A 21,741-nucleotide genomic window follows, 5' to 3' on the forward strand; every position below is an offset into this window, starting at 1 on the left:
GGAAGGGGGCGCCGGATGTGGGCCGGCGGCAAAGCGGATTTAAGTGTTGGCCTCCAGCCAGCCTTGCAGCAGCAGGGCGGCGGCGATGGCATCGACCGGGTTGTCGCGGTAGCTGCCGTGGCGCATGCCGCGGGCCATCTGTTCGCCCTTGGCTTCGAAGGTGGTCAGGCGTTCGTCATGGGTGTGCACGGGCAGGTTGTAGCGACCCTGCAGGCGGCGGGCGAACTTTTCGGCGCGTTCGCTCATCTCGCTGGGCGTGCCGTCCATGTTCAGCGGCAGGCCGACGACGATGGCGTCGGGTTTCCATTCCTTGATGAGTTTTTCCACCTGTGCCCAGTCCGGCACGCCGTTCTGGGCCTTGAGCGTGCACAGCTCGCGGGCCTGGCCGGTAATCACCTGGCCGACGGCCACGCCGATCTGTTTGCTGCCGTAGTCGAAGCCCAGCAGCAGGCGCAGCTCGGCCATCAGGCGTGGCCCGCCTGGCTGGTCAACAGGCTGAGGTTGATGCCCAGGCTGGCGGCGGCGGCCTCCAGGCGCTGGTCACTGGCCAGGCCGAAGATGATCTCGGGGTCGAACGGGCAGTTGAGCCAGGCGTTGTCGGCAAGCTCGGCTTCCAGCTGGCCGGCTTCCCAGCCGGCGTAGCCCAGGGTGATCAGGCTCTGTTTCGGCCCTACGCCATCGGCGATGGCGAACAGCACGTCCTGGGAGGTGGACAGCGACAGGCCCTGCAGCTCGACGGTGGCCTGGTAGCTGCACTCGCTGGTATGCAATACGAAGCCGCGATCGGTCTGCACCGGGCCACCCTGGTAGATCGGTACCTGCAAGGTGCTGGCCGGCGGCTCCTCGCCTGGGCGCAACTGCTCCAGGATGTCCGCCAGGTTCAGCTCCTGAGGCCGATTGACCACCAGGCCCATGGCGCCATTGGCGTTGTGCTCGACGATGTAGGTGAGGGTCTGGGCAAAGTTCGGATCGGCCATGTGCGGCATGGCGATGAGGAACTGGTGCTTGAGGTAGCTCGGGCTGAGGGTTTTCATGGGTGATAGTGTGGCGTCAGGTGGCGAGGCTGACAAGGTACCAGTGTGTTGCTGGGCGTTGTGCAGGGCGGTGGTTTTGGGGTGTCTGATGAATCGCGCGCCGCCCGCGCGGTGCTCGATATCCGCGCTGTCACATCTGGCAAGCCCGACATCAATATTCAGTTGCTGGACAGGCGGTCACCCCGGGCGAAGCGCCAGGTGCGAATGATCTCCAGCCGGTCGAACTCGGCCAGGTCGCCGGTGAACGGCGCGAAGGGCGCCGACAGGCGGACGATGCGCTGGGCCGCCTGGTCGAGCACCGGCTGGCCGGACGACTCCAGCACCAGCACTTCGTACAGGGAGCCATCGCGGTTGATCGACACCATCATCCGCAGGCTGCCGTAGATCTGTTGGCGACGCGCCTGCTCGGGGTAGTTGAGGTTGCCGACCCGCTCGACCTTCTTGCGCCACTCTTCCTTGTACCAGGCACCCTTGTCGCGCATGGTCGAGGCGGCGTTGAGGCGGTGGATGCGTGGGCGCTTGGCGTACAGCTGCTGTTCGTTGGAAAGCTCCGCCTCGAGGCTGGCGATCTGGCTGGACAGCTGCGAGCTGTCGAAGTCCGGCACCGCCTGAGGCTTGGGCTGTGGTTTGCTTTCCTTGGGCTTGGGCTCGATTTTCTGCGGCTTGGGCGCCCGGGTGGCCACGGCGGACTTCTGCGGCGCGGGCGGTGTTTCCCGCTTGGCGGCGGGAGGCGGGGTGACCTTGTTGATCTTGCTGTCTTGGAACGGCGCGACCTCAGTGGTCTTGGGCACCGCCTTCTTCTCCAGGGTGCCGCTGCCCTGCTGGTTGTCCTGGGCCTGGAAATCGGCCTTTTCGGGCGGTTTTTCGCTCTTGAAGGTTGCCAGGGTGATTTCCATGGTGCGACGGATTTCGCTGGGCTTGGCGATGGTGAAGCTCACGCCCAGGATCAGCGCCAGGTGCACCAGGGCAGCCAGGAACAGGGTGAAGCCGAGCCGGTCCGCAGGGCGGACGCGGGGGGGCAGCAGGTCGGCAGGGATGTCGGCAGGCAGCGTCATCAGGTATCCAGCAACCGCAAAGCGGGGTGCAGCTCAGTCGAAAAGGACTGGCATCATACCCCACTGCGCGAGATTGCTCCGCGTCGGCGGTCAGCGCGCCTTGAGCTGGCGATCAATGGCATCCATCAGTTGCCCGCCGATATCGGTGTTGTAGGCCGCGTCGATCTCCCGGATGCAGGTGGGGCTGGTGACATTGATCTCGGTGAGGAAGTCGCCGATCACGTCCAGGCCGACGAACAGCAGACCCTTTTCACGCAGGGTCGGGCCGACCTGGGCGGCGATCCAGCGGTCACGCTCGGTCAACGGGCGAGCCTCGCCACGACCACCGGCGGCCAGGTTGCCACGGGTCTCGCCGCTGGCCGGAATGCGTGCCAGGCAGTAGTCGACCGGCTCGCCGTCGATCATCAGGATGCGCTTGTCGCCATCGACGATTTGCGGCAGGTATTCCTGCGCCATGATCTGCTGGGTGCCGTGCTGGGTCAGGGTCTCGAGGATCACCGACAGGTTCGGGTCGTCCTTGCGGTGGCGGAACACCGAGGCGCCGCCCATGCCGTCCAGCGGCTTGAGGATCACGTCGCCGCGGCTGTTGGCGAATTCGCGCAGGATGTCCACGCGGCGGCTGACCAGGGTCGGCGCCATGCACTGTGGGAACTGGGTGGCGAACAGCTTCTCGTTGCAGTCGCGCAGGCTCTGCGGGCGGTTGACCACCAGCACGCCCTCGCGCTCGGCCTGCTCCAGCAGGTAGGTGCTGTAGACGAACTCCATGTCGAAGGGCGGATCCTTGCGCATCAGGATCACGTCCAGGTCGGCCAGGGCGCAGTCCTGCTCTTCGCCCAGCTCGAACCAGCGGGACGGGTCGGCGAACACCTTCAACGGGCGCATCTGCGCGCGGGCCTGGCCTGCGCCCAGGTAGAGGTCGCGCTGTTCCATGTAGAACAGGGTCCAGCCACGGGCCTGGGCGGCCAGCAGCATGGCCAGCGAGCTGTCCTTCTTGTAGGAGATGGACGCGATGGGGTCCATGACAATCCCGAGGCGAACGCTCATGGGTAATTCCTCATTGGCGGCGACAGCCGCGATGGTTCGATGAAAAGTGGCTCAGGGTGGCGCCGGGAACGCCGATGGTCAAGGGGGCGGCGGATGGAATGCCCCTGCGGACTGTGCTAAAAATGCCAGGCATAGTGCTTGATGCCGCTCACAGGAGCCAAGCATGATGTCGCTTGGGGCTGCTGCGCAGTCCATCGCGGGTCAAGCCCGCTCCCACAGGGTCTGTGCCGGGCTCGGGGCTCTGCTGTTGCAGGGCCGTGTAGGAGCGGGCTTGCCCCGCGATGGGGCGCGAAGCGGCCCCCCGGATGTCAGCCAGAGCCGCGATGGTAGCCCAACTTATGGAACAACCCCTGAAGGTGATGGTGATCGACGATTCCCGCACGATCCGCCGCACCGCCCAGATGTTGCTCGGCGAAGCAGGCTGCGAGGTGATCACCGCCAGCGACGGCTTCGATGCCCTGGCCAAGATCGTCGACCACAAGCCCCGGATCATCTTCGTCGATGTGCTGATGCCGCGCCTGGACGGTTACCAGACCTGCGCCGTGATCAAGCAGAACAGCGCCTTCAAGGACACTCCGGTCATCCTGCTGTCCTCGCGCGACGGCCTGTTCGACAAGGCCCGTGGCCGGGTGGTCGGCTCCGACCAGTTCCTGACCAAACCGTTCAGCAAGGAAGAACTGCTCGATGCGATCAGGGCCCACGTGCCCGGGTTCGCCGCGCAGGCACAACACGCACCCTGACCCCGCCCGCCATGGCGGTGTCATCTTTCCTTCATGGGGAAACAGCATGGCCCGAGTTTTGATCGTCGACGATTCGCCGACAGAGATGTACAAGCTGACCGCCTGGCTGGAGAAGCATGGCCACCAGGTGCTCAAGGCCGGCAATGGTGCCGATGGCGTGGCCCTGGCCCGCCAGGAAAAGCCCGACGCGGTGCTGATGGACATCGTCATGCCCGGCATGAACGGTTTCCAGGCCACCCGGCAGTTGAGCAAGGACCCGGAAACCAGCGCCATCCCAGTGATCGTGGTGACCACCAAGGACCAGGAAACCGATCGGGTCTGGGCTACACGCCAGGGCGCGCGGGACTTCCTGACCAAGCCCGTGGAAGAAGCGGCGCTGATCGCCAAGCTCAAAGAGGTGATCGGGGCTTGACCACCCGCCCGCAGGGCGCGTCGCTGACCGCCTTCGAACTGCTGCTGGACATCGACCGGCGCTGTCGCCTGCTGGTGGCCGACCAGCCGCTGCAGGACACCCGCCAGCAACAATGGAGCGGTATCGGTTTCCGCGTCGCTCGGCAGTGGTTCGTGGCGCCGATGGGCGAAGTCGCCGAAGTGCTGCACGAGCCGCGCAGCAGCCGGGTGCCCGGTGTTCAGCCCTGGGTCTGCGGAGTGGCCAACCTGCGTGGCCGGTTGTTGCCGGTCATGGACCTGAGCGCGTTCTTCGGCCTTGGCCCGGCGTTGTCGGGCAAGCAGCGGCGGGTGTTGGTGCTGGACCATGAAGCACTGTTTGCAGGCCTGTTGGTGGACGAAGTCCTGGGCTTGCAGCACTTCGCCCTGAGCAGCCTGGAGTTGTCGCCGCCGCAGCCGCTGCTGCGCGCCGCCGCACCCTTCGTCCAGGGCCATTTTCCCCGTGAACGCAACTGGGCGATCTTCAGCCCGTTCGCCCTGGCCCAGGCACCGGCCTTTCTCGACGTGGCGTTGTAGAGGATCCATCGACCGTGAACAAACCCGCCACACCCGTTGCCCCGGCTGTCGTGAGCCCGCGCCGGCGCAGCATCGCGCAGATCACCGTGCTGTTCCTGCTGCTGATCCTGTCGATCATCCTGCTGTTCGCCAACTTCGCCTACCTCAACACCCAGGCCAACTACGACAAGCAGTACATCGGCCATGCTGGCGAGTTGCGCGTGCTCTCCCAGCGCATCGCCAAGAACGCCACCGAGGCGGCGGCCGGCAAGGCGTTGGCCTTCAAGCTGCTGTCCGATGCGCGCAACGATTTCGAGCGGCGCTGGCGCTACCTGCGCGAGGGCGACAAGGCCACTGGGCTGCCGCCGGCACCAATGGCCGTGCGCGACGAAATGGATGCCGTGCGCCAGGACTGGGAAAACCTGCGCAAGAACACCGACTCCATTCTCGCCAGCGAGCAAACCGTGCTGTCGCTGCACCAGGTAGCCGCGACCCTGGCCGAGACCGTGCCGCAGTTGCAGGTCGAGTATGAAAAGGTCGTGGAAATCCTGCTGCAGAGCGGGGCTCCGGCCAGTCAGGTGGCCGTGGCCCAGCGCCAACTGCTGCTGGCTGAGCGCATTCTCGGCTCGGTCAACACGGTGCTGGCGGGCGACGACACCTCGGCCCAGGCGGCGGACGCCTTCGGGCGCGATGCCAGCCGTTTCGGCCAGGTGCTCGAGGGCATGCTCGGCGGCAACCCGGCGATCCACGTGACCAAGGTCGAGGACGCCGATGCCCGCGCGCGCCTGGCCGAAATCGCCGAGCTGTTCCAGTTCGTTGCAGGCTCCGTGGATGAAATCCTCGAGACCTCGCCGGAGCTGCTGCGCGTGCGCGAGGCGGCCGGCAACATCTTCAGCCTGTCGCAGACCTTGCTCGATGAAGCCTCGCACCTGGCCAACGGCTTCGAGAACCTGGCCAGCGGGCGTACCCTGGCCACCATCGGTGGCTACCTGCTGGGCCTGGTGGCCCTGGCCTCGATCATCCTCATCGGCCTGGTGATGGTGCGCGCGACCCACCGCCAGCTGCGCGAGACCGCCGAAAAGAACGAACGCAACCAGCAGGCGATCATGCGCTTGCTCGACGAGATCGAGGAGCTGGCCGACGGCGACCTGACCGTCACCGTTTCGGTCACCGAGGACTTCACCGGCGCCATCGCCGACTCGATCAACTATTCGGTCGACCAGTTGCGCGACCTGGTAGCCACCATCAACCACAGCGCCGAGCAGGTCGCCGCGGCCGTGCAGGACACCCAGAACACCGCACGCCAGCTGGCCAAGGCCTCCGAGCATCAGGCCGAGCAGATCAGCGAGGCGTCCCTGGCGGTGGGCGACATGGTCGAGTCGATCGACCGGGTGTCGGCCCATGCCTACGAGTCGGCGAAGGTGGCCGAGCGCTCGGTGGCCATCGCCAACAAAGGCAACGAGGTGGTGCACAACACCATCCACGGCATGGACAACATTCGCGAGCAGATTCAGGACACCGCCAAACGGATCAAGCGCCTGGGCGAGTCTTCCCAGGAAATCGGCGACATCGTCAGCCTGATCGACGACATCGCCGACCAGACCAACATCCTCGCCCTCAATGCGGCGATCCAGGCTTCCCTCGCCGGTGAGGCCGGGCGTGGTTTCGCCGTGGTCGCCGACGAAGTGCAGCGCCTGGCCGAGCGGTCGTCGTCGGCCACCCGACAGATCGAGGCGCTGGTGCGCACTATCCAGGCCGATACCAACGAGGCGGTGATCTCCATGGAGCAGACCACCGCCGAAGTGGTGCGTGGTGCGCGCCTGGCCCAGGACGCCGGGGTCGCCCTGGCCGAGATCGAGGGCGTCTCGCAGACGTTGGCCGACCTTATCCACAGCATCTCCGATGCCGCCCAGTTGCAGACCTCCTCGGCCGGTCAGATTTCACACACCATGGCGGTGATCCAGCAGATTACCGCGCAGACCTCCGCCGGCTCCGGCGCCACCGCCGACAGCATTCGCCACCTGGCGCGAATGGCCAGCGAGATGCGCCGCTCGGTCTCCGGCTTCACCCTGCCGGCCCCCGGCGAGCCACGTTGAGGAGCGAGCCATGGTGTCCACGACCCTAAGCCCCGAGCGCCACGATACCGTCGCCCTGGCTTGGGCCAAGGCGCCCATTCTCGACTGCCTGGGCCAGGCCCGCCAGGCCCTGGAGCGGTTCGCCAGTGAGCCGGAAGACCCAGCGATGCTGGCCTTCTTCATCGACAACTTGCACCAGGTGCACGGTTGCCTGCGCATGCTCGAGCTGCGCGGGGCGACGCATCTGGCCGAGGAGCTGGAACTGCTTGGCCGGGCCATGGCCGATGGCCAGGTCAGCCCCCGAGGCGATTGCCTCGGCGCGCTGTTCCGGGGGCTCGAGCAATTGCCACCGTACCTGGAGCGACTACGTGGGGCACGTCATGACTTGCCTTTGGTGGTGGTGCCGCTGCTGAACCAGCTGCGCGGCTGCCGGGGCGTCGAGCCGTTGCCCCAGGGCAGCCTGGTCGGGGGGGCGGCGCAGCGCCTGGCGGGTGCCGCCGACCTGGCTGACCTGGACCTGTCGCTGGGCAATTGGCGCGAACAGTTGCAGGCCGGGCAAGGCCGCGACGCCTTGCGCTCGGTGGTGATGGCGCTGTGCGACGACCTGGTGCGGATCAAAGAGCGACTGGACCTGTTCGTGCGGGGCGACCGCCAGCAGCGTGAGCAGCTGGAGGCCTTGCTGGCGCCGCTGCGCCAGGTCGCCGATACCTTGGCGGTACTGGCCTTCCAGCAACCGCGCCGGGTGATCATCGATCAGGTGCTGGCCTTGCAGGCCCTGGTCCTGGGCGAGCGAGCCGTGGACGACGCGGTGCTGATGGATATCGCCGGCGCTTTGCTGTACGTGGAGGCCACCCTCAACGGCATGGTCGGGCCATTGGATGAGAGCGGCCAGGGTAGCCTGCCGGGCGCCGACGTGATCGAGATCCGCCAGCTGGTGCTGAACGAGTCGTTGGCGGTGTTGCAGCAGGCCAAAGACCTGATCGGCGATTGCCTGGAGTCCGGCTGGCCACGCGAGCGCCTGCAACCGCTGCCTGGCCTGCTGCATCAGGTGCGCGGCGCCTTGTCGATGCTCATGCTGCCGGAGGTGGCCGGTGTATTCGGCGGCTGCGCCGGTTACGTGCAGGGCTGGCTCGCGCACCTGGATCAGGAACCGCCTGCCGAAGAGCTCGCGTACCTGGCCGAAGCCCTGAGCGCCGGCGAAATGTATCTGCAATGGCGCGCGGCCGACCCCTTGGCCGACGCCCAGCCATTCATCGACATGGCCCGTGCCAGCCTGAGTGCCATCGGCGTGGTCTGCCAGCAGCCCCAGGCCAGTTCCGAGCCCGAGGCAGTCGATGACGAGCTGCGCGATGTTTTTCTCGAGGAAGCTGGCGAGCTGCTGCCGGAGATCGAACGCCACTGGTTGCGCTGGCGCGCCGACAACACCTTGCGCGATGCGCTGGTGGAGGTGCGCCGGGCGCTGCACACCCTCAAGGGCAGCGGGCGAATGGTGCATGCCGAAGCCCTGGCGGAACTGGCCTGGGGCGCCGAGCACTTGCTCAACCGGGTATTGGAAGGGCGTATCACCCTTGCCGACGAAGGCGTGGTGGCCTTGCAGCAGGTATTGGTACGGTTGCCGGACCTGCTCGCCGATTTCGCGGTGGGCCACCCGACGCCGCTGGCCGAGGCCGAAGCCTTGTCCAGCCATCTGCACCAGTTGGCCATCCACGATGTACCGGTGCCAGCGGGCCACGGGCTGGACCCGCAGTTGCTGGAGATCTTTCGCAACGAGGCCCAGGGCCACCTGGGCCACCTGGAAACCTTCCTGCGCGGCGCTGATGGCGAGGGCACGGCCGTCAGCGACAGCCTGCAGCGTGCCCTGCATACCCTCAAGGGCAGCGCCGCCATGGCGGGCGTGATGCCGATCGCCGAACTGGCCACGGCCTTCGACCGCCTGGTCCGGGAATACAAGGGGCACGGGCTGACGTTGCAGGTCGCCGAGCTGGAATGGCTGGAGGCCGCCCGGGCCTTGTTCCACCTGGGCCTCGCCCAGCTCGACAGCACGCCCCTGGCACCCATCCCGGACGCCGCGGCGTTGATCGAGCAGGTCGGCCAAGCCGTGGATGCGCGCCTGGCATTCCTTGAACAGAACCCGCACTCGGCCCAGCGATCCGGCCGCGACCCGCAGCGTATCGCCGCCTTCCTGGCGCAGGGCATGGACATCCTGCTCGATGCCGAGTCGCTGTTGTCGCGCTGGCAGGAACACCCGCGCGAGCGCCAGGAACTGGAGGCCCTGCTCGATGAACTGACGGCGCTCGGGCAGGCGGCTCACCTGGCCGAGCTGTGGCAGGTGGATGAAGTCTGCGAGGCGCTGCTGGACCTGTATGGCGCCGTGGAGGAGGGCAGCCTGGCCGCCAACGGGCGTTTCTTCGGCCTGGCCCAGCAAGCCCACGAGGCCTTGCTCGACATGTTCGATGAAATCGCCGCCGGGCAGCAGGTCGAGGCACGCTTGGAGTGCGTGGCGGCGCTGCGCGGCCTGTTGGACGATGCACTGGCGCCAGATGCGACGGGCAAGGTCGGCCTCGACACGGTGACGCCTTTGTCCCTCCCGACCGCGCCAGTTGCCGAGCCTGGGGTGGGCGAAGCCCAGCACCCGGGCGACAGCGAATTGCGCGAAGTCTTCCTGGAAGAGAGTTCGGATATCGTCGAAAGCGCCGCCGCCGCCTTGGCCCGCTGGCAGGCCGACCCACGCAACAGTGTCGAGGTCGAGAACCTGCTGCGCGACCTGCATACCCTCAAGGGGGGGGCGCGGATGGTCGAAGTCGCGGCGATCGGCGACCTGGCCCACGAGCTGGAATTCCTCTACGAACTGCTTGCCGCCGGGCGCCTACCGCCGAGCCCGGCGCTGTTCGCCCTGCTGCAGAACTGCCATGACCGCCTCGCCCACATGCTCGATGCGGTGCGCCTTGGCCAACCGCTGCACGCGGCCACGGCACTGATCGACTATATCCGCAACTTCAGCAGCGCCGCGCTGACCGACAGCGCCGCCGGCCAGGCGCAGGTCGAGGTGCCGGCCGCCGAAGTGCCCGCAGCCACGCCGGAGCGGGCCGCAGGCGATATGGTCAAGGTGGACGCCGAGCTGCTCGACGACCTGGGCAACCTGGCCAGCGAGCATTCGATCATCCGCGGGCGCATCGAGCAGCAGGTCAACGATGCCCAGTTCGCCCTCAACGAAATGGAAACCACCCTGGAGCGCATGCGCGATCAGCTGCTGCGTCTGGATATCGAGACCCAGGGGCGAATGTCCAGCCGCTACCAGGCCGAAGGCGACGCCTATGACGACTTCGACCCGCTGGAGATGGACCGCCATTCCCAGTTGCAGCAGTTGTCGCGGGCGCTGTTCGAGTCGGCCTCCGACCTGCTTGACCTCAAGGAAACCCTGGCCCAGCGTGCCCAGGAAGCCTACAGCCTGCTGCAACAGCAGGCGCGGGTGAACAGCCAGTTGCAGGAAGGCCTGACGGCCACCTTGATGGTGCCTTTCGAGCGTCTGGTACCACGCCTGCAACGGGTGGTGCGGCAGGTGGCCAGCGAGCTGGGCAAGCAAGTGGAGTTGGTGGTCGGCAATGCCGAGGGCGAGCTGGACCGCAGCGTGCTCGAACGCATGGTGGCGCCGCTCGAGCACATGCTGCGCAACGCGGTCGATCATGGCCTGGAAACCCGAGAGGCGCGGCTTGCGGCCGGCAAGCCGGAGCAGGGCACCATCCACCTGAACCTGCTCCATGAGGGGGCTGACATCGTCATCGAGATGAGCGACGACGGTGCCGGCGTGCCTTTGCAGGCCGTGCGCGCCAAGGCGATCAAGCGTGGCCTGTTGGACCCGCAGGCTTATCTGAGCGACCACGAGATCTTGCAGTTCATCCTGCGCCCCGGTTTTTCCACCGCGCAGAAAATCACCCAGATTTCCGGCCGCGGCCTTGGCATGGACGTGGTCCATGAAGAGGTCAAGCAACTGGGCGGCTCCATGAGCATCGAGTCGAGCCCGGGCAAGGGCGCGCGCTTCCTGATTCGCCTGCCGTTCACCGTGTCCATGAACCGGGCGCTGATGGTGCACCTGGACGACGAGCAATATGCGATCCCGCTCAATACCATCGAAGGGATCGTCCGTGTGCCGCCCGCGGAGCTCGAGGCCTGCTACCAGTTGAGCGCGCCGCGCTACGTCTACGCCGGGCACGAATACCACCTGCGTTATCTGGGCGAGGTGCTGCAAGGCGGCGGGCCACGCCCCAGCTTGCTGGGCCAGAGCGTGCCGCTGCCGGTATTGCTGGTGCATTCCCAGGAGCAGTCCTTCGCCATTCAGGTGGACAGCCTGTCGCCCAGCCGCGAGATCGTGGTCAAGAGCCTGGGGCCGCAGTTCGCGGCGGTGCCGGGGTTGTCCGGCGCGACCTTGTTGGGCGATGGCCGGGTCGTGCTGATTCTCGACCTGCTCGGCCAGTTGCGTGGCCAGCAACGACGCCTGGCGCGCTTGCCGGGCGGCTATGGCGCCCAGCATCCGTTGCTCGGGCCGGCGCCGCGTCGGCGCCTGCTGGTGATGGTGGTGGACGACTCGGTGACCGTGCGCAAGGTCACCAGCCGTCTGCTGGAGCGCCACGGCATGAGCGTGCTCACGGCCAAGGACGGGGTGGATGCCATGACCCTGCTCGAGGAGCACCGCCCCGACGTGCTGTTGCTGGATATCGAGATGCCGCGCATGGATGGCTTCGAAGTGGCCACCCGTATCCGGCGCGACGCCCGGCTCAAGGACCTGCCGATCATCATGATCACCTCGCGCACAGGCCAGAAGCACCGCGACCGGGCGATGGCCATCGGCGTCAACGACTACCTGGGCAAGCCGTATCAGGAGTCGGTATTGCTCGCGAGCATCGCCCACTGGAGCCAGACCCATGCTTGAACATATCGCCGGCCAGCGCAGCAGCCTGACCGGCCTGCTGCTGCCCATGAGCGACCGGACCCTGGTGCTGCCCAATGTCGCCGTGGCCGAGCTGATCGGCCAGCGTGCGTTCGCTTGCCAGCCCCACGACCCGGCCTGGCATCTGGGCTGGATCGACTGGCGCCAGCAGCGGCTGCCGCTGATCGGCTTCGAGGCGGCCTGTGGTAGCGAAACCGTCTGCGGCGAGCGGGCCCGTGTCGTGGTGCTCAACGCCTTGGGCGATACCGGCCTGCGCTACCTGGCGCTGCTGCTGCAGGACATTCCCCGCTCGTGCAAGCTCGATAGCCAGCTCAATTATGTGGATGTGCCGCTGGCCAATCTGGAACTGGCGGCAGTGCAGGTAGGCGAGCAGGTGGCCCGGGTGCCCGACCTGGCCGCGTTGGAGCGCATGGTGCGTGACGCCGATCTGCAACCTGTGGTCGGGTAGGATGTCGGTCTTGCGGGCCCAATCGCGGGACAAGCCCGCTCCCACAGAGGATCAGCACTGGCCGCTTGTTCTGTGCGCGACAGCGCGGGCCTGGGGTAGGGTGATGTGATGGATCTGTGGGAGCGGGCTTGCCCCGCGATGAGGGGCGCGGTGATCCGGAACCTGGCGCGTTCGAGGAGGTCTGTGTCTGCATGTATTACGGTGAACGTTTCAATGCCTGGACGCACCTGGTCGGTGCCGTGCTGGCCTGTATTGGCGCCATCTGGCTGATCGTCGTGGCCGGGTTGCAGGGCGACCCCTGGAAGATCGTCAGCTTCTCCATCTACGGCAGCACGCTGCTGCTGCTCTACAGCATCTCCACCCTCTACCACAGCACCCGCGGCCGGGCGAAGGTGATCATGCGCAAGCTCGATCACTTGTCGATCTACCTGCTGATCGCCGGCAGCTATACCCCGTTCTGCCTGGTCAGCCTGCGTGGCCCTTGGGGCTGGAGCCTGTTCGGCGTGGTCTGGGGGCTGGCGGTGATCGGCATGCTGCAAGAGATCAAGCCGCGCTCGGAAGCGCGGATCCTGTCGATCATCATCTATGCGGTGATGGGCTGGATCGTCCTGGTGGCGGTCAAGCCCCTGCTGCACAGCCTCGGCGGTGCCGGGTTCGCCTGGCTGGCGGCGGGCGGGGCGTTCTACACCATCGGCATCCTGTTCTTCGCCTTCGACAGCCGCTTCCGCCATTGGCATGGCATCTGGCACCTGTTCGTCATCGCCGGCAGCCTGATGCACTTCGTCGCGGTGTTCTTCTACGTACGCTAGAAATCGCCCCACAGCTGCTGGGCGACCGACAGCGCGACCACTGGCGCGGTCTCGGTGCGCAGCACGCGCGGGCCGAGGCGTGCTGCGTGGAAGCCGGCAGCCTTGGCCTGGTCCACTTCGGCGTCGCTCAGCCCGCCCTCGGGGCCGATCAGGAACGCCAGGCGCGCCGGGCGTTCGTGGCGGGTCAGTGGCTCTGCAATCGGGTGCAGCACCAGCTTGAGGTCGGCATCGGTTTGCTTGAGCCAGTCGGCAAGCGTCAGCGGCGGGTGGATCACCGGCACGGTCGAGCGGCCGCATTGCTCGCAGGCGCTGATCGCCACCTGGCGCCAATGGGCCAGGCGCTTGTCGGCGCGTTCGTCCTTCAGGCGCACCTCGCAGCGCTCGCTGACGATCGGCGTGATGGCGCTGACGCCCAGCTCGGTGGCCTTCTGAATCGCCCAGTCCATCCGTTCGCCTCGGGAGAGGCCCTGGCCAAGGTGCACCTGCAACGGCGATTCGGCCTGGCCGGGCAGGGCCTCGTCGAGCGCCACGCGCACGGTTTTCTTGCCGACCTCCAGCAATTGGCCGCGAAATTCCTGGCCGCTGCCGTCGAACAATTGCACGGCGTCGCTGGGGGCCATGCGCAGCACGCGGCCGATGTAGTGGGCCTGGGCTTCGGGCAGCTCGTGCTCGCCGAGGCTCAGGGGGGCGTCGATGAAGAAGCGGGACAGTCTCATGGGGTGCTCGTCAAAAAGGGGGCTGCGCATACTGTGTAGGAGCGGCCTTGTGCCGCGAAGGGGGCGCGTAGCGGCCCCAGGGTTTCAGCTTCGCGGCATCGATTGCCGGGGCCGCTTGGCGGCCCTTTCGCGGCACAAGGCCGCTCCTACAGGGATCGGTTCGCAGGTTAGCCTGGATCGCGGAAGTCGGGGTGGAAGTTCGCCGGCACCGCCACGCTGATGCTGTCGCGGGTGGCGATGTCGATGCCCTCGCTGGCCACTTCGGCCAGGAAGTCGATCTGTTCCGGAGTGATCACGTACGGCGGCAGGAAATACACCACGCTGCCCAGCGGCCGAAGCAGCGCGCCGCGGGTCAGCGCATGCTCGAAGACCTTCAGGCCGCGGCGCTCCTGCCAGGGGTAGGCGACCTTGCCGGCCTTGTCCTGGACCATTTCGATGGCCAGGGCCATGCCGGTCTGGCGGATCTCGGCGACATGGGCATGTTCGGCCAGGTGCGCGGTGGCACTGGCCATGCGCGCCGACAGCGCCTTGTTGGCCTCGATCACGTTGTCCTGCTCGAAGATGTCCAGGGTCGCCAGCGCCGCGGCACAGGCCAGCGGGTTGCCGGTATAGCTGTGCGAATGGAGGAAGGCGCGCAGGGTCGGGTAGTCGTCGTAGAAGGCCTGGTAAACATCGTCGGTGGTCAGGCAGGCGGCCAGCGGGAGGTAGCCGCCGGTCAGGGCCTTGGACAGGCACAGGAAGTCGGGGCGGATACCGGCCTGTTCGCAGGCGAACATCGTGCCGGTACGGCCGAAGCCCACCGCGATCTCGTCGTGGATCAGGTGCACGCCATAGCGGTCACAGGCCTCGCGCAGCAGCTTGAGGTATACCGGGTGGTACATGCGCATGCCGCCGGCACCCTGGATCAGCGGCTCGACGATCACCGCAGCGATGCTGGCGTGGTGCTCGGCCAGGGTCTGTTCCATCAGCGCGAACATGTTGCGCGAATGCGCTTCCCAGCTCATACCATCCGGGCGCAGGTAGCAGTCCGGGCTTGGCACTTTGATGGTGTCGAGCAGCAGCGCCTTGTAGGTTTCGGTGAACAGCGGCACGTCACCCACCGACATGGCGGCGATGGTCTCGCCATGGTAGCTGTTGGTCAGGGTGACGAAGCGCTTCTTGTCCACCTGGCCCTTGTTCTGCCAATAGTGGTAGCTCATCTTCAGCGCCACTTCGATGCAGGACGAGCCGTTGTCGGCGTAGAACACCCGGTCCAGGCCAGCCGGCGTCATGGCGACAAGGCGCTCGGACAGCTCGATGACCGGCTGGTGGCTGAAGCCGGCCAGGATCACGTGCTCGAGCTGGTCGACCTGGTCCTTGATGCGCTGGTTGATGCGCGGGTTGGCGTGGCCGAACACATTGACCCACCAGGAACTGACGGCATCCAGGTAACGCTTGCCTTCGAAGTCTTCCAGCCACACGCCTTCACCACGGCGGATCGGAATCAGCGGCAGTTGCTCGTGGTCTTTCATCTGGGTGCAGGGGTGCCACAGGACTTTCAGGTCGCGTTGCATCCACTGTTGGTTGAGGCCCATGGGCAGATCTCCTGGCGGGGCGTGCTTTGGCCGACAAGCCTAAGCAATGGGGCCGCGCAGGACAACCGACGCGCAGCGTGCGGCTGCGTCGAAAATTAAATTTCCTGTGCTGGCAGGCACTTGATGTCACTACGCTGGCAGGGTCTGGATACCTGACGTATTCTTAACGCATCACCTCCTGGGGCGTTCTTCCCCTCTTTTTGTCACCTCTATTTCCGGAGTTCGCCAAAATGGCTGCTGCTTGGGTGCGCCTGTGTGCGTTGGTATTGATTGGTGTGTCCAGCGCCGGCGCGTTGGCCAAGGACAAAAGCCCCACGGCGATCGTCGTGGGCGGCGGGCTGGCGGGGCTGACCGCGGCCTATGAGCTGCAGAACAAGGGCTGGCAGGTCACCGTGCTGGAGGCCAAGACAGGCATGGGTGGGCGCTCGGGCCTGGCCACCAGCGAATGGATCGGCAATGGCAAGAGCCAGCCGGTGCTCAACCAGTACCTGGACCGCTTCAAGCTTGAAACGCTGCCTGCCCCGGAATTCGTGCGCACCCCTGGCTACCTGATCGACGGCGAGTACTACAGCGCCAGCGACCTGACCTCCAAGCAACCGGCCACCGCCGACGCGCTCAAGCGCTACGAGAAGACCCTCGACGACCTGGCCCGCTCGATCGACGATCCGTTGAACCCGGCGGCCACCAGCACCCTGTTCGCCCTCGACCAGATGAACGTTTCCACCTGGCTCGACAAGCTGCAGCTGCCGGCCACCGCTCGGCAACTGGTCAACCAGCAGATCCGGACCCGTTACGACGAGCCGTCGCGCCTGTCTTTGCTCTATTTCGCCCAACAGACCCGTGTCTACCGTGGCGTCAGCGACCGCGACCTGCGTGCTGCGCGTCTGCCAGGGGGCAGCCCAGTGCTGGCACAGGCCTTTGTCAAGCAGCTCAAGACCATCAAGACCCGTTCGCCGGTGACCGCGATCATCCAGGACAAGACCGGCGTGACGGTCAAGGTCGGCAGCGTCGGCTACCAGGCCGATTACCTGGTCATGGCCGTGCCGCTGCGAGCGTTGGCGAAGATCCAGATGACCCCTGGCCTGGACAGCAAGCACCTGGCCGCGCTCAAGGGCACCAACTACGGCTGGCGCGACCAGCTGATGCTCAAGTTCAAGAAACCGGTGTGGGAAAGCCGCGCGCGCATGTCGGGTGAAATCTTCAGCAACGCAGGCCTGGGCATGCTGTGGATCGAGCCGGCGCTCAAGGGCGGCGCCAATGTGGTGATCAACCTCTCCGGCGACAACGCCCGTCTGCTGCAGGCCTTCGGTGACAAGCAGATGGTCGACCAGGTATTGATCCGCATGCATGCCTTCTACCCGCAGGCTCGTGGTGCCTTCACCGGCTACGAGGTGCGGCGCTACAGCACCGATGTCGGGACCGGCGGCGCCTACCTGGCCTATGGTCCGGGCCAGATCAGCAAGTACTGGCGCCTGTGGGAGCGTCCCGTGCAACGCATTGCCTTCGCTGGCGAGCACACCGATGCACTGTACCCAGGCACCCTGGAAGGTGCATTGCGCAGTGGCCAGCGCGCAGCGAGCCAGGTGCAGGACCTGGCCGACGGCAAGTCGTTCGAGCCGGCGAAGGTCGCGGCGGCTGCCACTGTCACCAGCACTGCCGGGGCGAAGGACAAGGGCGGGTTCTTCTCCAACCTGTTCGGGGGTTCGTCGACCAAGGCCGAACCTGTGAAGAAGGAACAGGCCAAGGAAGACAAGCCGGGCTTCTTCTCGCGGATATTCGGGGGTGGCGACAAGGTGGATGGCGCCAAGGCCGAGCCTGAGGCCGCGGTGGAGTCCAAGGTCAAGGCAGGCTGAAGCACACCCGTTGTCAGTGCGGGCCCTATCGCGGGGCGAGCCCGCTCCCACAGGCAGTCTTCCCAACGATAAGCTCCTGCGGGAGCGGGCTTGCCCCGCGATAGGGCCCGCACTGGCAACCGATCCTTGAGCGACTATCGTTAATGTTTCCTTAATGAGAAGGTTTCACAATACATATCTAATTTTTCGATCATCCGAAGCAAGTTTTTCCGCTTTCATTCGATACGTTACGCGTTAGTCTGTGCACCAGCTTTCACGGGGAAACACATCAACATGCAACTGCGCAATTCATCCTCTCGTTATGGCCTGGTCAGCATCGTCATGCACTGGGGCGTGGCCTTGGCAGTCTTCGGGCTGTTCGGCCTGGGCCTGTGGATGGTCGGCCTCGACTACTACAGCCCGTGGCGAAAGTCCGCGCCCGACCTGCATAAAAGCATCGGCCTGGTGCTGCTCGGGGTGATGCTGTTGCGCGTGATCTGGCGCTTCGTCAGCCCGCCACCGCCAGCGCCGGCCAGCCATGGGGCATTCACCCGCCAGGCCGCCAAGTTGGGCCATGCGCTGCTTTACCTGGGCCTGTTCAGCGTGATGATCGCCGGCTACCTGATTTCCACAGCTGACGGTGTGGGCATTCCGGTATTCGGTTTGTTCGAGGTCCCGGCGCTGGTCAGCGACCTGCCTGACCAGGCGGACGTTGCCGGGGTCATCCACCTCTACCTGGCCTGGGGGCTGGTGATTTTCGCCGTCCTGCATGCCTTGGCAGCACTGAAACACCACTTCATCGACCGTGACGCGACCCTGTCCCGCATGCTGGGCCGCAAAGCTTGACTCTCTACTCAATTGCATAGGAAGGAAGTAAGGATGTTCAAAAAGACTTTTGCCGCTCTGGCGCTCGGTACCGCACTGCTCTCCGCCGGCCAGGCCATGGCCGCCGAGTACAAGATCGACAAGGAAGGCCAGCACGCGTTCGTCGACTGGAAGATCAGCCACCTGGGCTACAGCTTCATCCACGGCACCTTCAAGGACTTCGACGGTAACTTCACTTGGGACAGCGCCAAGCCGGAAGACAGCAAGATCAACGTCGAGCTGAAGACTGCGAGCCTGTGGTCGAACCACGCCGAGCGTGACAAGCACATCGCCAGCGCCGACTTCCTGGACGTGAAGAAGTATCCGGAAGCCAAGTTCGTCTCCACCAGCGTGAAGAAGACCGGTGACAAGACTGCCGACGTGACCGGCGACCTGACCATGCACGGCGTGACCAAGCCGGTCACCTTCAAGGCTACCTTCAACGGTGAAGGCAAGGACCCATGGGGCGGTGAGCGTGCAGGCTTCAACGCCACCACCACGCTGAACCTGAACGACTTCGGCATCAAGGGCCCAGGCCCGACTTCCCAGACACTGGACCTGGATATCAGTGTCGAAGGTGTGAAGCAGAAGTAATTCGGCTGTCTGATAAAGCAGGGGCTGCTGTGCAGCCCTTTCGCGGCACAAGGCCGCTCCTACAGGTTTACCGCCGGTTCCTGTAGGAGCGGCCTTGTGCCGCGAAAGGGCCGCATAGCGGCCCCTTTGCTTTAGCCCTTGCGAGTCAACAGCGCTGGACGCTCACCGCGTGGGCGGCTTGGCAGGTCATCCAGTTGCTCGGGTGTCGGGTAACGGTCGAGCTTGGACTCCTTGCGGATGATCACCGGCTGGTGGGTTTCGCGCGGGTTGCGCACTGCCGGTTCCTGGCGGGAAAGGTCGTCACGGCCGGCAGACCGGCCGCGGCCGCCGCCATTGTTGTCGCGGCGCGCACCGCCGTTGTTGCTGTTACGGGTACGTTTCTCGCCGGAACCTTGACCCTGGCGTTGACCACCGTTGTTGCGGCCTTGCCCGCCACCATTGCGCTGGCCTTGACCTTGGCCCTGCCCTTGCCCGCCATTGCCGCCGGGGCGACGGTTGCGGCCTTGGTTCTTGGCGTTCTGGTACGGGCTGACATAGTCGGCACGGTTGCCGAAGTTGTCGATGTCGTCGTCCAGGAACTCTTCGGGGTCACGATCGACTGGAACCGGTGGGATACCGGCCTGGCCCTGGGCGGCCTGTTGCTGGCGTGGCTTCTTGTTGCGCGGCTTGCGCTGCTGGGCCTTGTCGCCGGCCTTTTCCTTGTCGGCCGGTTTCTCGGCGGCCTGCTGCTTGGCCTTGCCTTTGTCCTTGCCCTTGTCCTTACGACCGCCGCTGCCGTCCTTGCTGCCTTCGGCGCGCTGCTGGTTGCGACCGCCACGGCCATTGTTCTGTGGACGCTCACGGGTTTCAGGCTTCTCGGCTTCCACCTGGCTTGGGTCGAAGCCCATCAGGTCGCCGTCCGGGATCTTCTGCTTGGTGACCCGCTCGATGCTCTTGAGCAGTTTTTCTTCATCCGGCGCGACCATGGAAATGGCCTCGCCCGAACGGCCGGCACGACCGGTGCGGCCGATACGGTGGACGTAATCTTCCTCCACGTTCGGCAACTCGAAGTTGACCACGTGGGGCAGTTGGTCGATATCCAGGCCGCGGGCAGCGATATCGGTGGCCACCAGCACGCGTACGGCGTTGGCCTTGAAGTCGGCCAGGGCCTTGGTGCGGGCGTTCTGGCTCTTGTTGCCGTGGATTGCCGCAGCGGTCAGGCCGTGCTTTTCCAGGTACTCGGCCAGGCGGTTGGCGCCGTGCTTGGTGCGGGTGAACACCAGCACCTGTTCCCAGGCGCCCAGGGTGATCAGGTGCGCCAGCAAGGCACGCTTGTGGCTGGCCGGCAGGCGGTAGACGCGCTGCTCGATACGCTCGACCGTGGTGTTCGGCGGCGTGACCTCGATACGCTCGGGGTTGTGCAGCAGCTTGTCGGCGAGGTCGGTGATGTCCTTGGAGAAGGTCGCCGAGAACAGCAGGTTCTGGCGCTTGGCCGGCAGGCGCGCAAGGACTTTCTTGACGTCATGGATGAAGCCCATGTCGAGCATACGGTCGGCTTCGTCGAGGACCAGGATCTCGACGTGGGAAAGGTCCACGCTGCCTTGGCCGGCCAGGTCGAGCAAGCGACCGGGGCAGGCCACCAGCACGTCCACACCCTTGGCCATGGCCTGGACCTGCGGGTTCATGCCGACACCACCGAAGATGCAGGCGCTGACCAGGTGCAGATCGCGGGCATAGACCTTGAAGCTGTCATGGACCTGGGCGGCCAGCTCGCGAGTCGGCGTCAGGACCAGTACGCGCGGTTGGCGCGGGCCGTGGCGCTGGGACTTGTCTGGGTGGCCACCCGGGAACAGGCGCTCGAGGATCGGCAGGGCGAAGCCGCCGGTTTTACCAGTACCGGTCTGGGCGGCGACCATCAGGTCGCGGCCTTGCAACACGGCGGGAATCGCCCGCTGTTGCACTGGGGTGGGCTGGGTATAGCCCGCTGCCTCGATAGCGCGGACAAGAGCCTCGGAGAGACCGAGGGAAGCAAAGGACATGGGCAATCCTGTTCTCGTGGGGGCTGGGCCCGATGGGATGATCTGCCTGGCGCGACGGGCATCGGCGGGATGCGATCGCGTCCGGTCCAGCTGGGCGTTCACTGCGCATCCTGGAAGCGGCGGGGGAGCACTGGGCGTGCGTGGCCGACGGTCGAGATGCCTGTTGCGAGGCCGAGCGTCCGGGCGTGAGCCGGGCGGGAAGGCCCGAGTATAACAGAGCTAGCGCGCTGTGCTGCGTTCGTGCTGCTCAACGGCGTCAGGAATATTTCCCAGGTCGTTTTCATAGCGGGCGCTGATCGCCGCATAGGCCGGTTCCTGCTTGAAGCGGCGCAGCTCGTCGGCAAAGGCCGTGGCCAGGCGCTCGCGCCCTGGTTTGCGGGCAAGGCCCAGGAATTGTGCATGGCGGCTGATCATCAGCGGCAGTTCCTCGACCTGCTGCTCCAGGCCCAATCGCTTGCGCAGGTAGCGGCCCGCGCGGCGGTCGGTCACCAGCAGATCGATGCGCCCGAGCATCAGCTTGCCGAAGTTCGCCTCGTGGGTAGGGGCCGATTCCCGCAGGAACAGCGGCGACGTATTGAAGGCCGGGCTATATGTATAGCCCGGCGAGGTCCCGACGGTCAGGCCTGCGAGGTCTTCCAGACGTTTTATTGCGCGGTGCTGGGCGGCGGCCTGGAACAGCACGAACTGCACCTCTGAAAGAGGCTCGTCCGGGTAGACCATGAAGGGTTCGCGCGAATCGAGCTGGAAGATATCCAGCACCCCATCGGCCAGGCCTTGCTCGACCATGGCCAGGCAGCGCTTCCAGGGCAGCAGTTGCCAGTCGACATCGATGCCAAGACGCTTGAGTACTTCGTTGGCGACCTCGTAGTCGATGCCCTTGAGGTGGCCGTCGTGCCAGTAGATGTATGGCGCCCAGTCGTCACTGACCAGGCGCAGACGCTCTGCCTGGGCCAGCGGGCTCAGGCAGGCGAGCAGCAGGATGCAGGTCAGGCGCAGGAAGTTGGGCATGGCGGCAGGGTACGTGCAATGCGCGACCAATACCAGCAGCCGT

The 21,741-nt window shown here is 65.8% G+C and carries 18 protein-coding genes; 10 read left to right on the plus strand and 8 right to left on the minus strand.

Translation table 11 applies throughout. The annotated features are described in order from the left end of the window. Positions 1 to 39 precede the first annotated feature (39 nt). The 4 genes from ruvX to gshB all read right to left on the minus strand — a co-directional run bounded on the left by ruvX (position 40) and on the right by gshB (position 3,133). Entirely contained in the window at positions 40 to 465 is a 426-nt protein-coding gene (ruvX, locus tag ACNFG0_RS02335; protein ID WP_196145972.1) for a Holliday junction resolvase RuvX, read from the minus strand. Continuing rightward, positions 465 to 1,034, minus strand: coding sequence for a YqgE/AlgH family protein (locus ACNFG0_RS02340; RefSeq protein ID WP_196145971.1), 570 nt, complete (start codon positions 1,032 to 1,034; stop codon positions 465 to 467). Before ACNFG0_RS02340 ends, ruvX begins: the two co-directional genes overlap by 1 nt. 158 nt (positions 1,035 to 1,192) lie before the next feature. Continuing rightward, positions 1,193 to 2,089 carry a TonB family protein gene (locus tag ACNFG0_RS02345; RefSeq protein WP_416763935.1) on the minus strand — a complete coding sequence of 299 codons (897 nt, stop codon included), beginning with the start codon at positions 2,087 to 2,089 and terminating at the stop codon, positions 1,193 to 1,195. A 90-nt stretch (positions 2,090 to 2,179) separates the two neighbouring features. Then, positions 2,180 to 3,133, minus strand: coding sequence for a glutathione synthase (gshB, locus tag ACNFG0_RS02350; protein WP_196155205.1), 954 nt, complete (start codon positions 3,131 to 3,133; stop codon positions 2,180 to 2,182). A 338-nt stretch (positions 3,134 to 3,471) separates the two neighbouring features. Between gshB and ACNFG0_RS02355 the strand changes: the two genes are divergently transcribed. The 7 genes from ACNFG0_RS02355 to trhA all read left to right on the plus strand — a co-directional run bounded on the left by ACNFG0_RS02355 (position 3,472) and on the right by trhA (position 13,092). After that, complete coding sequence (locus ACNFG0_RS02355; RefSeq protein ID WP_084854016.1) at positions 3,472 to 3,873, plus strand: response regulator; 402 nt, start codon at positions 3,472 to 3,474, stop codon at positions 3,871 to 3,873. 46 nt (positions 3,874 to 3,919) lie between these two features. Beyond that, the gene (pilH, locus tag ACNFG0_RS02360) at positions 3,920 to 4,285 is read left to right on the plus strand and encodes a twitching motility response regulator PilH (protein WP_196145968.1); all 366 of its coding nucleotides are present in this window, start codon (positions 3,920 to 3,922) and stop codon (positions 4,283 to 4,285) included. Beyond that, positions 4,282 to 4,836: a chemotaxis protein CheW gene (locus tag ACNFG0_RS02365; protein ID WP_196145967.1), complete on the plus strand. Its 555-nt coding sequence runs from the start codon at positions 4,282 to 4,284 to the stop codon at positions 4,834 to 4,836. The genes pilH and ACNFG0_RS02365 overlap by 4 nt, the downstream gene beginning before the upstream one ends. A gap of 50 nt (positions 4,837 to 4,886) precedes the next feature. After that, positions 4,887 to 6,911, plus strand: a complete 2,025-nt coding sequence (locus tag ACNFG0_RS02370) for a methyl-accepting chemotaxis protein (RefSeq protein ID WP_416763999.1) — start codon at positions 4,887 to 4,889, stop codon at positions 6,909 to 6,911. Positions 6,912 to 6,921: 10 nt separating this feature from the next. Next, positions 6,922 to 11,817, plus strand: a complete 4,896-nt coding sequence (locus tag ACNFG0_RS02375) for an Hpt domain-containing protein (RefSeq protein ID WP_416763936.1) — start codon at positions 6,922 to 6,924, stop codon at positions 11,815 to 11,817. Next, positions 11,810 to 12,283, plus strand: coding sequence for a chemotaxis protein CheW (locus ACNFG0_RS02380; RefSeq protein ID WP_196145964.1), 474 nt, complete (start codon positions 11,810 to 11,812; stop codon positions 12,281 to 12,283). Before ACNFG0_RS02375 ends, ACNFG0_RS02380 begins: the two co-directional genes overlap by 8 nt. Before the next feature lie 191 nt (positions 12,284 to 12,474). Next, positions 12,475 to 13,092 (plus strand): PAQR family membrane homeostasis protein TrhA, encoded by a 618-nt coding sequence (trhA, locus tag ACNFG0_RS02385; protein WP_196145963.1) that lies wholly within the window; start codon positions 12,475 to 12,477, stop codon positions 13,090 to 13,092. On the opposite strand, the gene ACNFG0_RS02390 is transcribed toward trhA, so the two are convergent. Together ACNFG0_RS02390 and ACNFG0_RS02395 are read right to left on the minus strand one after the other, a co-directional pair. After that, positions 13,089 to 13,808, minus strand: a complete 720-nt coding sequence (locus tag ACNFG0_RS02390) for a 16S rRNA (uracil(1498)-N(3))-methyltransferase (RefSeq protein ID WP_416763938.1) — start codon at positions 13,806 to 13,808, stop codon at positions 13,089 to 13,091. The two genes, trhA and ACNFG0_RS02390, sit on opposite strands and share 4 nt — an antisense overlap. A 167-nt stretch (positions 13,809 to 13,975) precedes the next feature. After that, on the minus strand, positions 13,976 to 15,382 hold the full coding sequence (locus tag ACNFG0_RS02395; protein WP_196145961.1) for an adenosylmethionine--8-amino-7-oxononanoate transaminase: 1,407 nt from the start codon (positions 15,380 to 15,382) through the stop codon (positions 13,976 to 13,978). Positions 15,383 to 15,612: 230 nt separating this feature from the next. On the opposite strand from ACNFG0_RS02395, the gene ACNFG0_RS02400 reads away from it, so the two are divergent. The 3 genes from ACNFG0_RS02400 to ACNFG0_RS02410 all read left to right on the plus strand — a co-directional run bounded on the left by ACNFG0_RS02400 (position 15,613) and on the right by ACNFG0_RS02410 (position 18,672). Further along, entirely contained in the window at positions 15,613 to 17,235 is a 1,623-nt protein-coding gene (locus ACNFG0_RS02400; RefSeq protein ID WP_416763939.1) for an FAD-dependent oxidoreductase, read from the plus strand. A gap of 273 nt (positions 17,236 to 17,508) precedes the next feature. Further along, the gene (locus ACNFG0_RS02405) at positions 17,509 to 18,060 is read left to right on the plus strand and encodes a cytochrome b (protein ID WP_416763940.1); all 552 of its coding nucleotides are present in this window, start codon (positions 17,509 to 17,511) and stop codon (positions 18,058 to 18,060) included. Positions 18,061 to 18,093: 33 nt separating this feature from the next. Next, the gene (locus ACNFG0_RS02410; protein WP_196155212.1) at positions 18,094 to 18,672 is read left to right on the plus strand and encodes a YceI family protein; all 579 of its coding nucleotides are present in this window, start codon (positions 18,094 to 18,096) and stop codon (positions 18,670 to 18,672) included. Between the two features lie 131 nt (positions 18,673 to 18,803). Here ACNFG0_RS02410 and ACNFG0_RS02415 read toward each other — a convergent pair whose 3' ends face one another. Together ACNFG0_RS02415 and ACNFG0_RS02420 are read right to left on the minus strand one after the other, a co-directional pair. Next, entirely contained in the window at positions 18,804 to 20,690 is a 1,887-nt protein-coding gene (locus ACNFG0_RS02415) for a DEAD/DEAH box helicase (protein ID WP_196145957.1), read from the minus strand. Between the two features lie 219 nt (positions 20,691 to 20,909). Further along, positions 20,910 to 21,698 carry a substrate-binding periplasmic protein gene (locus tag ACNFG0_RS02420; RefSeq protein ID WP_196145956.1) on the minus strand — a complete coding sequence of 263 codons (789 nt, stop codon included), beginning with the start codon at positions 21,696 to 21,698 and terminating at the stop codon, positions 20,910 to 20,912. Positions 21,699 to 21,741: the final 43 nt, after the last annotated feature.

The sequence above is a fragment of the Pseudomonas sp. NY15372 genome, assembly GCF_048068215.1.
GTDB classification, from domain to species: Bacteria; Pseudomonadota; Gammaproteobacteria; order Pseudomonadales; family Pseudomonadaceae; genus Aquipseudomonas; species Aquipseudomonas guariconensis_A.

Bases quoted from the DNA above. Each gene is read 5' to 3' on its own strand.
- ACNFG0_RS02420 (WP_196145956.1), bottom strand. From the start codon at position 21,698: ATGCCCAACTTCCTGCGCCTGACCTGCATCCTGCTGCTCGCCTGCCTG.
- ACNFG0_RS02400 (WP_416763939.1), top strand. From the start codon at position 15,613: ATGGCTGCTGCTTGGGTGCGCCTGTGTGCGTTGGTATTGATTGGTGTG.
- ACNFG0_RS02345 (WP_416763935.1), bottom strand. From the start codon at position 2,089: ATGACGCTGCCTGCCGACATCCCTGCCGACCTGCTGCCCCCCCGCGTC.
- ACNFG0_RS02340 (WP_196145971.1), bottom strand. From the start codon at position 1,034: ATGAAAACCCTCAGCCCGAGCTACCTCAAGCACCAGTTCCTCATCGCC.
- ACNFG0_RS02375 (WP_416763936.1), top strand. From the start codon at position 6,922: ATGGTGTCCACGACCCTAAGCCCCGAGCGCCACGATACCGTCGCCCTG.
- ACNFG0_RS02390 (WP_416763938.1), bottom strand. From the start codon at position 13,808: ATGAGACTGTCCCGCTTCTTCATCGACGCCCCCCTGAGCCTCGGCGAG.
- ACNFG0_RS02395 (WP_196145961.1), bottom strand. From the start codon at position 15,382: ATGGGCCTCAACCAACAGTGGATGCAACGCGACCTGAAAGTCCTGTGG.
- trhA (WP_196145963.1), top strand. From the start codon at position 12,475: ATGTATTACGGTGAACGTTTCAATGCCTGGACGCACCTGGTCGGTGCC.
- ACNFG0_RS02380 (WP_196145964.1), top strand. From the start codon at position 11,810: ATGCTTGAACATATCGCCGGCCAGCGCAGCAGCCTGACCGGCCTGCTG.
- ACNFG0_RS02410 (WP_196155212.1), top strand. From the start codon at position 18,094: ATGTTCAAAAAGACTTTTGCCGCTCTGGCGCTCGGTACCGCACTGCTC.
- gshB (WP_196155205.1), bottom strand. From the start codon at position 3,133: ATGAGCGTTCGCCTCGGGATTGTCATGGACCCCATCGCGTCCATCTCC.
- ruvX (WP_196145972.1), bottom strand. From the start codon at position 465: ATGGCCGAGCTGCGCCTGCTGCTGGGCTTCGACTACGGCAGCAAACAG.
- ACNFG0_RS02355 (WP_084854016.1), top strand. From the start codon at position 3,472: ATGGAACAACCCCTGAAGGTGATGGTGATCGACGATTCCCGCACGATC.
- ACNFG0_RS02405 (WP_416763940.1), top strand. From the start codon at position 17,509: ATGCAACTGCGCAATTCATCCTCTCGTTATGGCCTGGTCAGCATCGTC.
- pilH (WP_196145968.1), top strand. From the start codon at position 3,920: ATGGCCCGAGTTTTGATCGTCGACGATTCGCCGACAGAGATGTACAAG.
- ACNFG0_RS02415 (WP_196145957.1), bottom strand. From the start codon at position 20,690: ATGTCCTTTGCTTCCCTCGGTCTCTCCGAGGCTCTTGTCCGCGCTATC.